A 14,006-nucleotide genomic window follows, 5' to 3' on the forward strand; every position below is an offset into this window, starting at 1 on the left:
TCAGTCGTCATCCTCAACATCTTAACTCCGTGAGCAAGGTCGGCTTAGATCCTGGATCGACTCACTCACCCCAATCGTAGGGAATTTCTTCGAGGTCGCGTTTATCTGATTCATCTGGATCGTGAGGTGAATCAATTAGATCGAGCAACATATTAATACCCTCGGAGACTCCCTGGAATGCGAGCCAAATGCGGGGTGGAATTGTCACGCACTGATAATTCTCCAATGACATGTTGATTTCCCAAAATATGGGATCTTTCCCATCCCTATCGTCGCAAAGAACAAAACGAATTTCCCCATGCGGAACCAACAAGTTCAAAGTCAACTTGGTGTGCCGACGCCAAGGTTTTTTTCGCCCGCATGTACGGTCGAAAAATATACTTCACCAAATCCAACGAAGGTTTCATCGTCCGAACGCATACCATGCATGATGTTACCTTGAGCCCCTTCAATCACTTTTAGAGGTGTCAAAGTGACGTCCGGAATGGGACAATGGTTGGGATCAGAAGCTGACATCAGACGGCAGTTACTCGGAAATCCACGAAAGCTCACTAGCAAGTGCAGCTTCCATATACTCCTGGATTTGCTTTCGACTTAATTCCAAAGTGGACTCCCCACTATTGGCATAAAAATCACGGTACCAGTCTACAGTGAATTTCACCATCTGGTCATAATTCAAACAGGCTTTCCAATGAAGTCCATGCAGCGCCTTGTCACAGCAAAGCTTCAAGAGACCTGCTTCATGTCCGGCGTTATTGGACTCAGAGACGTCATCCCATCGAACCCCTTCCCAATGCTCACGCATGCTTTCGATCAGCTCACCCACCGTCACATTTTGAACCGCATCGGGACCAAAGTTATAAGCTTCGCCGTGCACGCTTCCACCAGGGAACGACTCACCATTCAATTCGGCATGGAGTCGCTGCCCAAGAATCAAATAACCACTCAGAGGTTCGAGCACATGTTGCCAGGGCCGAGTTGCATGAGGACTCCGAATTTGCACGACCTCACCTTTTGACCAGGAACGAATACAATCTGGAACGATACGATCAGCTGCCCAATCGGCTCCACCAATGACATTCCCAGCACGACCAATTCCCATGCGGAGGCGATCTGCTTGCCCGACGAAAAAGGAATGAAAGTAACTTTTAATGATCAACTCGGCGGCACCTTTGGAACCACTGTATGGATCTTTCCCCCCCCAAGGCATCCGTCTCGCGGTAGCCATAGGTCCACTCAACATTGTCATAGCATTTATCGCTGGTGATAAAGACAACCGAGCAAGGAAAGTCTGCCGTGCGAATGGTCTCCAGGATGCTACCTGTCCCCATGACATTGACCTCGAAGGTCTTGAGAGGGTTCGCGTAGGATTCAGGGACCAGCGGTTGGGCGGCCAAGTGAAAGATAAAATCGGGTCGTATCTCAGAGATCAGTTTGCTAACTGCCTCGTGATCTCGTACATCCAGGATGTTGTGATTGATGATTCCACCGAGCTACGCCGCTTCAAAATGTGAGGGAATAGTCGGGATTTCATCGGATATACCGTGGACTTCAGCACCCATGGAATCAAGCCACAGGCTCAGCCAGGAGCCCTTGAAACCGGTATGCCCGGTCACTAAAACTTTTTTATCTTGATAGGTATTCTTGAAAGGAATCATAAAAAAGGATGAGATGAGAGGTTGTGGGATATTCGAATAGCAGGATAACCCAAAACGCGGAGAATCCTGTCGTTTCGCCACCACAAATCAAGATATAGATGCGATAGTTTCGAGGTTTTAACTTAACATTAACCGGAACAGCGCACTAGTTTGGAAGACAAGCTAGCAATATACGCAGAAACCCCAAGCCCCATGCCCTATGAAAGCTGACAATCCATCCAACACCATGACCCGTCGCGAGGCCATGAAATATCTTGGCCTTGGAGCGACTGGCCTAGCCCTCGGAAGCAACTCATCCAAAGCACAAAGCTACGCTAAGAACGATACCATGAATTTCGGATTGATCGGCTGCGGAGGACGGATGCGGCGATTGATCGGAGGATTAGAAAAAAATCCTGGCACTCGGATCGCCTCCGTCTGCGATGTCTATGACGACTTTTTAAACTCTACTCACGTGCTCGTCGGAGGTCGCGACCGAGAAATCCAGAAAACAACCCGATACGAAGAGGTGTTGGCACGGAAGGACATCGACGCGGTCATTGTAGCGACCCCGGACCATTGGCACGCCCCCATTACGATCGCTGCGGTGGAGGCCGGCAAAGACGTCTATGTAGAAAAACCCGTCACCCATAAACTTGAAGAAGGCCATCACCTCATTGAGGCCGTAAATCGCAGCGGGAAGAAAGTCCAGGTAGGTGCACAACAAAGAACGATGCCTCACCTGGTCGTTCTGAAAGAAAAACTCGATTCCGGCGAAATCGACCCAGGTAAGGTGACACGGGTACATATGCAATGGTGTCGCAATACAGGGCCCTTCGGCGGAGACCCAAGGTATAAGATCACTGAGGATCAAGTAGACTGGAAACGATTCCTCGGGAACGCTCCCGACCAACCCTTTGATCCACTCCGCATGAGGAACTGGCGCTGGATCTGGGACTTTGGAAATGGACCGCTGGGAGACCTGATGGTGCATTGGCTGGATGCGACCAATTGGTTATTGGATTTACCTATGCCGAGCCAAGTGATAATGTCTGGCGGGAAGTACCATCGCAAAGGCAGCTTTGAAACACCCGACATCACCAACTGCATTATGGAATACCCAGAGCTTGACTTGCAGATGGACTATGTGAGCTCCTGGAGCAACAACCACCAAAAGGCCTGTACTGTCATTATGGGTACAGATGCAACGATCTACTTTGATCGGAACCTCTACCAGGTTATTCCGCAACGCCCCGGCAACGAACCGGTTGCTCAGGTCAGCGAATCCATGGTGGCAAGCTCAGGTCCGTTAGGGTCTGATCACGCAGCTGATTTTGATGCCCAACAATTTCATATCGCTGACTGGCTGGATGCGATTAAGAACGACCGACAACCCGTAGATCATGTCGAAGCAGGCGTACAAGCAGCTGCGATCTGCCAATACGGGAATATGTCTTACCGTGAGAAACGCTTCGTCCAAATTTAACTCCAATCCCATACACCTACTCTAAGATTTATGTATCCCTTAAAAAAAGCAGGAATACTCACTGCCCTGATTTCGTTCTTCATAAGCATTTACTCCGTTGCTGAAGAAAGACCCAATATCCTCATTATCATGTCAGATGATATGGGTTTCTCAGATCCGGGGTTTCAGGGAAGCGAGATTGAGACTCCTAATCTAGATCGTCTCGCAAACAATGGTCTGACGTTCACCAATTTCTATAACTGTGCTCGCTGTGGCCCAACAAGAGCTAGCATATCGACCGGACTCTACAGTCATCAAGTTGGCTGCTATGAGCTCGAACCGGTAGAACCCGGCAACAATGCTTACATATCGGAAGTCCTGGGTGATAGTGGCTACGCTACTTATATGTCGGGAAAATGGCACCTGGGGAATACGCCCGACAAGCTTCCCCCTGCTAGAGGTTACGACCACTCCTATGCTTACGAAGGTTGCTGTGGGAGCTTCTGGGATCCAGAAATCTACATCCTGGAATCCCCAGACCTTGAGCCTATTGATTACACGGTTGAGCCCTTTCACGCCACCGATGCGACGACTGATCATGGAGTGCGTTTCCTTAAGCATCATGAAGAAAACGAGAAGGATAGTCCCTTCTTCCTCTACCTGGCCTATCAAGCCCCCCACTTTCCGCTCCACGCGCCCAAGGAGCTCATTGATAAATATATTCCCGTCTATGAAAAAGGCTGGGATAAAATCCGGGAAGAGCGCTGGAAAAAAATGCAAAGGCTCGGATTGTTCACCCAGATAAAGGAGCTTCCACCTACTTCCGATGCCCCGCCCTGGCATGATGAGTTTGCCGATCCCGCAAAACTAAGCGCCTGGGACTCACTCACTGATATCCAGCGGCAAGACCAAGTTTACCGCATGGCTATATTTGCTGCTATGATGGAGCAAATGGATCAGGGCATCGGACGAGTGATCGACCAGTTGAGAGACATGGAACAGCTGGACAACACGCTCATCTTCTTCCTCTCGGATAATGGAGCAAACTACGAAGGTGGGCCCTTCGGTGCAGATGGACCCTTCAGCGGAGCAGACTTGGAGACCATGGGATCCAAAGACACGCGACACCATACCGGTGCCCATTGGGCCGCAGTCAGTAATACTCCATTTAAGCTCTACAAACATTTTAACCATGAAGGCGGAATCAACACGCCCATGGTTGTTCATTGGCCAGATGGCCTAAAACGCAAAGGCGAACGTGAGACACAAAGAAGCCACGTTATAGACATCATGGCAACCGTGGTGGATGTCACCGGGGCCAAGTATCCAGAGCAAAGATTAGGGCATGATATTCTTCCCATGGAAGGAACCACTTTGATGCCAGCCCTGAGAGGAGGAGAACTGGCCGATCGAGTCATTTGCTTTGAACATGAGGCCAATCGGGCGATCTTTAAAGACCAGTATAAACTTGTATCCAAAAACTTCACATCTACAGACGGCCAACCACACCATGACTGGGAATTATACGACATTGATAACGACCCACTCGAGCTCAACAACATCGCTTCAGATCACTACTACGAAATAGTTATCCCCATGGCTCGTGATTGGCACAACTGGGCTTCCAGAACAGATGCCATTGTCGGTTACGAACGTTGGATGCTTAAATTGCAGTACTACTGGAGAACAGGCCTCCGGACTTACCTTAACGACGAGTTTTAAACTTCTCGCTTCACTTAATTGTAGGAGCGATTTTAATCGCGACCCAATACAATCAGTCTCCAACGGGTCGCGATTAAAATCGCTCCTACAAAAACCGAGTTATTATCTCGTATTAGATTTTACAATACAAAGGACATAAAAACATTTCACTTCATGACCAAATCGATTAATACAATCCTCGCAGTTCTGCTATCTTTCCTTGCCGGATGTAAACCCTCTGATCCAAACGCAGCTGCCTCCAACTACCCAAGCAAGACCATCACCGTTATCTGCCCATGGGCCGCCGGAGGGGGAACGGATCGCCTATCCCGGTTTATAGCAGACCAGCTTCAGTCGGAACTAGGGAAACCCGGTGTTGTAATGAATAGAACTGGAGGAAGCGGCGCCGTGGGACACTCAGCCGGAGCACTGGCCAAACCCGATGGTCACACCATCACAATGATTACGTTTGAACTGAGCACCATGCATTGGATGGGCATCTCAGATCTTACCTGGGAAGACTATGAACCGGTACTCCAGATGAATGCAGATGCTGCAGCGATTATTGTTCGAGCGGACGCTCCCTGGAAAAACCTTAATGAGTTTCTAGCAGCGGCCAAGGCCGACCCAGGAAATATAACCATGTCAGGAACATCAACCGGAGGTGCTTGGGATTTGGCCCGAGCAGGTTTTCAGCTGGAAGCCGGTGTCCCAGTAGAAGCCATTCGCTGGATTCCGACGAAGGGATCTGCTCCCTCTATTGTCGAGTTGCTGGGAGGTCATATCGACGCTGTTTGTTGCAGTGTCCCGGAAGCCATTTCTCAAATTGAAGCAGGCCAACTTAGAACATTGGCCGTTATGTCAGAGAATCGTCTACCCGACTACCCGGACATGCCAACCGTCAAGGAGTCGGGCATCAACTGGGTGGCCGTTGGATGGCGCGGACTAGCAATCCCCAAAGGGACTCCCGAACCAATCCTGAAAACCATCAGGGAAGCCTGCGAAAGAATTGTCACTTCGCCCGCGTATGATGATTTCATGAAAAAGAATGGCTTTTCAACCGAGATCAGAACCGGAGATGCATTCGCTCAATTCCTGGCCGACCAAGACAGCCAATGGAAGACGGTGATCGAAGCCGCAGGTTATGCCAAATAACGGAAAGCAACCATTCAGCGGCAATATTTGGCTAGGCATTTTCTTTATTTGTACCACCTTGGCTGTGCTCGTCTTATCGAGTTCCATTCAATCCATCGGCCTAGGAAACAATTTCGATCCAGGACCCAAGGCATTCCCCATGGGATTATCCCTCCTCCTAGCCGCCGGGGGAGCATTCGAGTTCGTCAGAAGAAAACCATCTGAACCAAAAGAAGTGCCGGTAAAAGGCGAAGGGAAATCGGTCTTGCTCCTCTTAGGTGCATTTGCCGTTTACGTGATATTACTCCCTTGGCTGGGATTCGCCACCAGCACTTTGATAATGGCCACAACGATGATGATGATACTCGGGAATCCCTGGTGGAGAGCCCTGTCATTATCCCTCATTCTCTTAACCATCATTTACGTACTGTTCGTACAATTTTTTCGGGTACAGCTACCAAGTGGCGTATTCGGAATGCCTTTCTGATGTCTGTGCTATCTGAGCTCCTCCAAGTACACGTACTACTTCCCTGGCTACTGGGAATGTTATTCGGAATCTTTGTCGGTGCAACCCCGGGACTGACAGCCACCATGGCCGTGGCATTGATCGTACCCGTTAGCTTTTACATGCCAGACCCCAACACCGGGCTGGCAATGATTATCGGCGTCAGCTTCACCGCCATTTTTGCCGGGGACATACCAGCAACCTACTTGCGGATCCCAGGAACTCCGGCTTCCGCTGCGGCTACTCTCGATGGCCATCAACTTGCCAAGCAAGGACGAGGCCGATTTGCGCTACTCATAGATTTGTTCTGCTCGAGCATCGGTGGCCTGATCGGCGTCACCCTTCTGATTCTTATAGCCCCACAACTCGCTCGCTTTGCGCTCAAGTTCTCAAACTTTGAGTATTTCTGGTTAGCCATTTTTGGACTTAGCATGAGCGCAGTTGTAAGTAGCGGAAACACCCGAAGAGGCCTACTGGCGGCTGCATTCGGCATGCTCCTGGCAACCATTGGGCTGGATGTAGTGAGCGGGGCCCAACGATTTACATTCGGCAACCCCGAGCTCATGGGTGGACTCGGATTTATTCCGGTGATGATAGGTTTGTTTGGCGTATCAGAAGTTATTCGCAGCGTCCTATCCGGATTCAAAGCTGAAGACACCGACACTACGAACTCAGACAAGGGCGATTCGGCCCTTCATGCTTGGCTCGCTATCTGGAAACACAAACTCACCGTATTCAAATCCTCCATAGCCGGAACCATCATCGGGGCTCTTCCGGGCGCAGGGGCAGATATTGCAGCCTGGGCTGCTTATGGCCTGGAGCAACGGACTTCGAAAAAGGGAGCTAACTTTGGGAAAGGTGAAGTTGCGGGCGTAGTGGCTCCCACGAGCGCCAACAACGCTGCGGTTAGTGGTGCATGGATTCCGGCATTGGTATTCGGTATTCCCGGTGATGCAGTCACTGCTATCGTCCTTGGTGCATTGATGATGTACGAGATCAAACCTGGGCCACTCATCTTCGAACAGAACCCAGAACAGATAAACGCCATCTTCCTTATCGCGCTCATCACCCAATTACTACTCATACCCTGTGGTTACTTAGGCCTAAAGACCTTTGGCTGGTTGCTCAAACTGCCACGCAGCATGATCATGGTCGCAGTATTAGTATTTTCGGTCGTCGGCTCATTCTCACTGAGAAACAGCATATTCGACGTCTACGTCATGGCTATATTTGGCTTAGTCGGGTACTTTCTGGAAGCCAGGCGAGTCCCGTTGGCTCCTCTCATACTGGGCCTCATCCTCGGTCCCATGGTGGAAGAGAATTTCAGAACGGGCCTCATAAAGTCCGAAGGTAGTTTGCTCCCCTTTCTCAATCGCCCCATCTGCACATTTTTGGTCCTGCTGCTCATTGCGGCTTTCTTTAGCCCCCTCATATTGAAGAGAATTCGCCGAAAACCAGCAAAGTTGTCATAAAAGCCTGAAGAGTGCTCCCACAAATGAGAGCATTTAGAATCGGAAATTTCTCCTATTGCTTCATCGGAATCGCTAAAAATCGGGCCGTATCAGTGCACCGCTGTACAAAAATACCTGCTATATTCTAGCCAAAATGGCTTATTCTGGCAACGAGCAGCCCTAAAAGGCCCCCGTCTACCCTGAGAGGCCGTAACTGCATCCTTTCTCGTATTCCCGCCATACCATTCCTAAATTATCTCACACCCAGGCTCTATAAAACCCAGGAATACCAATACCTAGGCCGTTTTAGCCATTGAGATGTTTCCACCAAGCAATTGGACAAATATTCAAGTTTTTCAAAAATAAGATCGCTATAATAGTCAGTCATTCAAAGCACCATGGATCCCATTGGAGACAAACTGGCATTTTCACCTCATAATTATAGGAATAATGCCTCTTACTACCCCATTTACGGTAAAAAATACTCTTTGACAGACCCCCATAAGACCATAGAACATGTTCTTTCTCCATAGAACATACCATCTGCGCTACTACAAACTCCAACCTTCTCCGAACCCGCTTATACATCGGAGTGAGGGTTCAAACTGCTCAACTAAACAAACTACCATTAGATAAAGACTGCTCATTGTTGTCAGAGACTTGGCTCGATTCCAAATCCCGTAAGATTGGATCAAATCAAACGGACAACCGTTCCAAGACATGCGGACAGCTAGCCCATTTGGCTACGATTTCCCAGTAACTACTTTCTAAACTTGATATTCGCCCCCGTAAAACGGCGGATTTTTCTTAGACTAAAACATAACCCATTATGAATAAACTACTACGTTGGTCCAAGCTTTGGTTGCTTGGCTTACTATTACCCGTGGCACTGCCACTCGCCGTCCAGGCGCAAGAAGATGACGAAGAGGACGTATTCGAATTGAGTCCGTTCTCTGTCGAAGCAAGTGAGGATGACGGCTATATGGCCCAAACCACACTCGCAGGTTCTCGTGTTAGAACCAGTGTCCGTGACATTGGTGCTTCCATTGCAATTATCACTGAAGAGTACCTGGAAGATACCGGTGCTGTTGATGGTGAATCTCTACTTGCCAATGTTGGTAACGTAGAAGTCGGTGGATCTCTAGGTAACTTCGCAAATTCTGGCGGAGGAACTGGAACACAGGAAACTCGTGAAAATCCACAACGCGGTCAACGTATTCGTGGTCTTGTAAGCGCGATTACAACTCGTGATTACTTCCAAACAGATATTCCATTCGATTCATACAACACAACTCGTGTGACTGTGAATCGTGGACCTAACTCCATTCTGTTTGGTTTGGGATCTCCCGGGGGTGTTATCAACAATAGCACCGCCAAAGCTCAAATCGGTACCGACACAGGACAAGTCCGTTTCCGTGTAGACCACCGTGGCGGACACCGTGAAAGCCTCAACGTGAACAAGACGATCATAGAAGATCGCTTGGCCATCCGCGTTGCTATGTTGAATGAAAATATCAAATGGCAACAAGAGCCTGCAAACGAATCAGATCAACGTTTCTTCGTTGCCTGGGATGCAGTGCTTCTTGAAAACGAAGGCGTAGACTGGCTCGGTAAGACTCGTTTCCGCGGAAGCTTCGAAGCTGGCGAAATCGATCGCAATGCTCCGGACGTAATTCCTCCTACCGATGGATTTTCTGGTTGGTGGAACGGTATCGGTACTCAGGAAGACGTGAACCGCATCCTTTCTGTTCCTGGAGTAGGATTGGGTGATGTCTCCAATCAAGCTATGACTTCTCAACAAGTATTAAGCGCGATTAATGCCGGTATTGAGTCCGTTCCCGATACCTGGGGAGGAACAACGCAAGAATACGCTGAGCTCGAAGGACAATTTGTTCCCGGAGTTACAGTAGACCGTTTCAAACGTTCAAACCCGCTTGGAAATGACCCAACAGAAGGTGGTCGTAATCTTTCTCAGCAACGGGTACCATACTTCCTATACCCAGCAATTAACTACAATACCCACAATGACCCAACTCAAGGATGGAACGATCCTGAGTTAACCGGCATTCAAGGTATCATGGGTCGTTGGAGACCGCGCGTTTTGTTCCCTAATGGATCCAGAAAGAACATCACCCAAGACGTTCGCTGGTCTAATACTCCTACAGGTGGAACAGGCTTTGTTCAGCCTTCCATCCAGAATCGCGACATCTTCGATTATCACAACTTGAACTTCCTCGGAACTACCAGTGAAGTGACCCGTGATTTCGAAATCCGTCAGTTCGTGCTGGAACAGGAATTCTTAGACGGAGCTATTGGTTTGGAAATTGCCTATGACGAGCAAGACGAGAGTCGTTTCACCCGCACACCGTTTGACGGTGGTGGAGACAAAACGATCAATCTCGATCTTTCTCAAAACCATGGATCCGGTGACATCGACTACGATGGTATTGCCGATCGTCACTTCAATGAAAACCTTGGACGTCCAGTGGTTGCATACCTAGGAACCGTTGATACTGCACGTGAAAACGAGCAGGATACCTTCCGTGCGACACTCTTCGGTAGCTTAGACTTCTCTGACTACGTAGACGGCAAACTAGGTAGCATCCTTGGTAGCCACACAGTGACTGGTCTTTACGAAGATCGTGATAACTTCTTCTGGACTCGCAGCCACCGTGGATCCTGGTGGGCTGACAATAGCAAATGGCCAGGTAGCCCAGACATTTCTAATGGTTTGAGTGACAACTTCCGCCGTGTAGTTCGTAGCCAGATCTACCTGGGTGGAGACACACGTGGTCTTTCCAGTGCTGACGATGTTCGCATCGACGGATACTTGGATATCTCAAGACAAGAGTTTCCTGAAGTCGGAGACGAATATGGTATCTGGTACTTCGATAATGGCGAAAAAGATGCCAAACAGGAAACCTGGCGTATCATCGAGAACATCTCAGGTGGTAACACCCAGCTGACCAATCTGAAGTCTTCGGCTTATAGCTTGAACAGTCGTTTCCTAGACGGACACATCGTTGGTATGTATGCTAACCGAACGGACGAACAGTCTGTTTGGCAACGCATTCAGGAAAACGTTAACTACGGTGATCCAGATGAACCAGGCGTTGTTCCTCTCAGAGTCGACAAACCTGGAACCAACGAAATCGACGGATCCTTCAACATGCGTCTGCTTGAGCTCGAGCCTGAGCCAGCAACCGTGGATAAAGACGACACGACCACCTGGAGTGTAGTTGCTAAGTATCCTGAAGTGCTTCTTGGTGACCTGCCTTTCGGCATGGACCTCTACGGACACTACTACGAAGCGGAAAGTTTCGTTCCAGCTGGTATCTCAAACAACATCCTCAATCAGCCACTGGCTAGTCCTTTCGGTACTACTGAGGAATATGGTTTCACTATCGAGTTGTTCGAGCGCCGCTTGGCTATCCGTTACAACAAGTTCGAAACTGCCAGTGCCAACAACCGCACCAACCTTGGTGGTGGACTGAATCAGATCGCTGGTCGTATCAGCTTCTACCTCGACCGGATCACTTCGGCTGACAATGACACTGCAACCACGCTGTATCCTGAAGGTTTCAATGGCTTCGGCGTAGCACCGGATGAAGGATCAGACGCTGCTTTGACACCAGATACGATTCCTGACAACCGCCAACGTAAGAGTGGAACCGGTGCTGACCTTATGGGCTTCACTTCGTTTGACGAATACTACGCGGCCATCATCGACGCGGTTCTTCCTGAGCTTCAGTCCATTTTCAATCACCGCATTTTGCGCGACGAAAATGGTCAAGCGTTTGAAGTAAGCGATCCGATTCGTGGATTGAACTCTACACGTGACTTCGTAGCAACCGGTTCTGAAATTGATATTGTGGGTCGCTTGACCGACAACCTCAGTCTCTCATTGAACTTCGCTGAGCAAGCAACCGTGACTTCCAATACAGCTCCAGTAGCTGCGGAAATCGCATTTGCACAAGCTGAGCGTCTGCAACGTCCCGTCCCTACCTCTCCTGGAGGATGGGCACTGTGGGATCTTCGTGGTTCTCCGTTCCAAGTTGAGTCTGACCAAATCGGTCAACGTTTTGAAAACCAAACGCTTCGCCCCATTCGCTTGGCTTTGGCTCTCGACGGAACACAGAATCCGGAACAACGGAAATACCGCTGGAACACCACCCTGCGTTACGACTTCAATGAAGGTCGCCTGAAGGGTCTGCAAGCGGGTGTAACTGCTCGTTACCAGGATAAGGTTGCTGTAGGATATCCAAACCTATTGGACGAATTCGGCACGATCCTACCTGACGTTGCCAACCCATGGTTCGGAAAAGACTCCATCGATGGAGACCTCTTCCTACGTTACCGTCGGGCACTCACCGACAAGATCGACTGGACTGTTCAGTTCAATGCGCGGAATCTTTACCGCAGCAATGGATCGAATGATATCCCAGTTAGGGCCAATCCAGATGGCACTGTTGCCATTATCCGCGTGCCGGTTGAGCAACAGTACTTCTTGACGAATACCTTTACTTTCTAAGTAAAAGCTATTTCAAAAATCTCAAAGCCCCTGTCGGAAACGACAGGGGCTTTTTTGTAGAAAAGCTTCACCCTGTTCCGGTTCTGCTGCGCAGCCCGGTCTGTTATTTTTGCTGCGCTGCATTAAGGTGTCACTGCGTTCGGTAGTCGTCGCTTCGCTCCTCGGAACTCTTGTTCCGGTTCTGCTGCGCAGCCCGGTCTTGTCGTCGCGTTGCTCCTCTTCCTCTTCCTCTTCCTCTTCCTCTTCCTCTTCCTCTTCCTCTTCCTCTTCCTCTTAATCGGAAACTACAATCCGAGGGAACATGCACGGAACAAACACAGGCATCTTACCATATCCTTATACACATCTTTTTTGAGCCATTTATCAGGACTTCAGAACGAACGAGTTCTAAAGGATTATTGTGATTTAGGTAGGGACGGATCGCCGAGCCGTCCGAAACTCTTTGGCCAACGGCTCGCTCGGCGATCGAGCCCTACCATCTAAGGTACTACGCATCATGGATGACTAGAGTAATATGTGTTGGTATTCGCAGAGTCCAGATTTTGTGCTACTCTATTACTGACACCTGAACACTGAAACCGTTTCCCCCTACCCTTTCACACTCTTAGTCACGCTATTGCGATACTGTCTGGGAGACTCCCCAATTGTATTGGCAAAGAAACGTGAGAAGGACGACAAAGTTGTAAAACCCAACTCAAATGCGATATCCGTAAAACTCATGCTCGAGTTTTGCATTAACTGAATAGCTTGGTGGGCGCGAAAGTTTTTGATGTAAGCTCCAAGGCTGATGTTAAACTGCTGCCGAAACACAGCCCGTAAATTGCTCTCAGACATATTCAACGCACGAGCGATGTCCGAGACACTTTGTAAAGTCCCAGGATTCGAAGTCAGACAATCCTGGATTCCACGGATGAGCGCATTCGATGACCCCTTGATATTTCCACCTTGCATCGTTTCAGAGACCTCATGCCTGACCTTCTCCCGCAGATGATTGATCAACATGGCAGAGTCCAAAGTCAGCCGACGATTATACCGCTCCACAGGAAAAGGGGTCAGTTCTTGATTATTGACATTTGAGCCAAGAAGTAAGGACTGGCCCTTTTGGTAATGGTCAATAATCCGGGCCAGAAGCTCATGGCAACGCTTGTCCATCTTTAGGATCCTATGCCGAAACGCCTGCATAGCGGTTGGGAGCTCTAGCTCGAAGGTAAGGAAGAGCCACACCAAATTCGTGTCAGCCAAATCGATAAAATGATGAAACTGGTAGGGAAACACCATCATCGCATCGCCCGGCTTCAAGCGCCAATGAATCCCATCCAAATTCATGGTTCCTTCAGTCATCAAATTGAAGAGCAACACGTATCGATGATGCGGATAACCATCAAAGGAGCGTCGCTGAAGCTCTTGAGTCGTTTTCCTGGAAAACACAATCAAGTTGCGAGGGATACAGATATCCTCCGCCGTACGGCCCGAAAAGTAGTCATCAGGCACTGATAGATTCAACGCATCCTGTAAGAGTGAAAAGCGCATAAGAAGCCTTCAATTCAATCGAAAACGCTAAATTTGATGCAGTATGTGAAAA

The 14,006-nt window shown here is 49.1% G+C and carries 7 protein-coding genes and 2 pseudogenes; 6 read left to right on the forward strand and 3 right to left on the reverse strand.

The window, feature by feature from the left end:
* Positions 1 to 61: 61 nt before the first annotated feature.
* Both GA003_16605 and rfbG read right to left on the reverse strand, forming a co-directional pair.
* Positions 62 to 516, reverse strand: a pseudogene (locus GA003_16605) (dTDP-4-dehydrorhamnose 3,5-epimerase).
* Positions 517 to 526: 10 nt separating this feature from the next.
* Positions 527 to 1,658, reverse strand: a pseudogene (gene rfbG / locus GA003_16610) (CDP-glucose 4,6-dehydratase).
* Between the two features lie 199 nt (positions 1,659 to 1,857).
* On the opposite strand from rfbG, the gene GA003_16615 reads away from it, so the two are divergent.
* From GA003_16615 to GA003_16640, 6 genes are all read left to right on the forward strand, one after another.
* The gene (locus tag GA003_16615; GenBank protein QXD27617.1) at positions 1,858 to 3,123 is read left to right on the forward strand and encodes a Gfo/Idh/MocA family oxidoreductase; all 1,266 of its coding nucleotides are present in this window, start codon (positions 1,858 to 1,860) and stop codon (positions 3,121 to 3,123) included.
* A gap of 30 nt (positions 3,124 to 3,153) precedes the next feature.
* The gene (locus tag GA003_16620; GenBank protein ID QXD27618.1) at positions 3,154 to 4,824 is read left to right on the forward strand and encodes an arylsulfatase; all 1,671 of its coding nucleotides are present in this window, start codon (positions 3,154 to 3,156) and stop codon (positions 4,822 to 4,824) included.
* Positions 4,825 to 4,977: 153 nt separating this feature from the next.
* Positions 4,978 to 5,958 (forward strand): tripartite tricarboxylate transporter substrate binding protein, encoded by a 981-nt coding sequence (locus GA003_16625; protein ID QXD27619.1) that lies wholly within the window; start codon positions 4,978 to 4,980, stop codon positions 5,956 to 5,958.
* On the forward strand, positions 5,948 to 6,424 hold the full coding sequence (locus GA003_16630) for a tripartite tricarboxylate transporter TctB family protein (GenBank protein QXD27620.1): 477 nt from the start codon (positions 5,948 to 5,950) through the stop codon (positions 6,422 to 6,424). The genes GA003_16625 and GA003_16630 overlap by 11 nt, the downstream gene beginning before the upstream one ends.
* Positions 6,424 to 7,914, forward strand: coding sequence for a tripartite tricarboxylate transporter permease (locus GA003_16635; protein ID QXD27621.1), 1,491 nt, complete (start codon positions 6,424 to 6,426; stop codon positions 7,912 to 7,914). The genes GA003_16630 and GA003_16635 overlap by 1 nt, the downstream gene beginning before the upstream one ends.
* Positions 7,915 to 8,722: 808 nt before the next feature.
* Positions 8,723 to 12,424 carry a hypothetical protein gene (locus GA003_16640; protein ID QXD27622.1) on the forward strand — a complete coding sequence of 1,234 codons (3,702 nt, stop codon included), beginning with the start codon at positions 8,723 to 8,725 and terminating at the stop codon, positions 12,422 to 12,424.
* A 588-nt stretch (positions 12,425 to 13,012) separates the two neighbouring features.
* On the opposite strand, the gene GA003_16645 is transcribed toward GA003_16640, so the two are convergent.
* Positions 13,013 to 13,954, reverse strand: a complete 942-nt coding sequence (locus GA003_16645) for an AraC family transcriptional regulator (GenBank protein ID QXD27623.1) — start codon at positions 13,952 to 13,954, stop codon at positions 13,013 to 13,015.
* Positions 13,955 to 14,006 lie beyond the last annotated feature (52 nt).

This window comes from Opitutia bacterium ISCC 52, assembly GCA_014529675.2.
Classification (GTDB): domain Bacteria; phylum Verrucomicrobiota; class Verrucomicrobiia; order Opitutales; family UBA2995; genus UBA2995.

Coding starts and splice junctions, on each gene's coding strand:
- GA003_16625 (QXD27619.1), top strand. CDS start 4,978: ATGACCAAATCGATTAATACAATCCTCGCAGTTCTGCTATCTTTCCTT.
- GA003_16630 (QXD27620.1), top strand. CDS start 5,948: ATGCCAAATAACGGAAAGCAACCATTCAGCGGCAATATTTGGCTAGGC.
- GA003_16645 (QXD27623.1), bottom strand. CDS start 13,954: ATGCGCTTTTCACTCTTACAGGATGCGTTGAATCTATCAGTGCCTGAT.
- GA003_16615 (QXD27617.1), top strand. CDS start 1,858: ATGAAAGCTGACAATCCATCCAACACCATGACCCGTCGCGAGGCCATG.
- GA003_16635 (QXD27621.1), top strand. CDS start 6,424: ATGTCTGTGCTATCTGAGCTCCTCCAAGTACACGTACTACTTCCCTGG.
- GA003_16620 (QXD27618.1), top strand. CDS start 3,154: ATGTATCCCTTAAAAAAAGCAGGAATACTCACTGCCCTGATTTCGTTC.
- GA003_16640 (QXD27622.1), top strand. CDS start 8,723: ATGAATAAACTACTACGTTGGTCCAAGCTTTGGTTGCTTGGCTTACTA.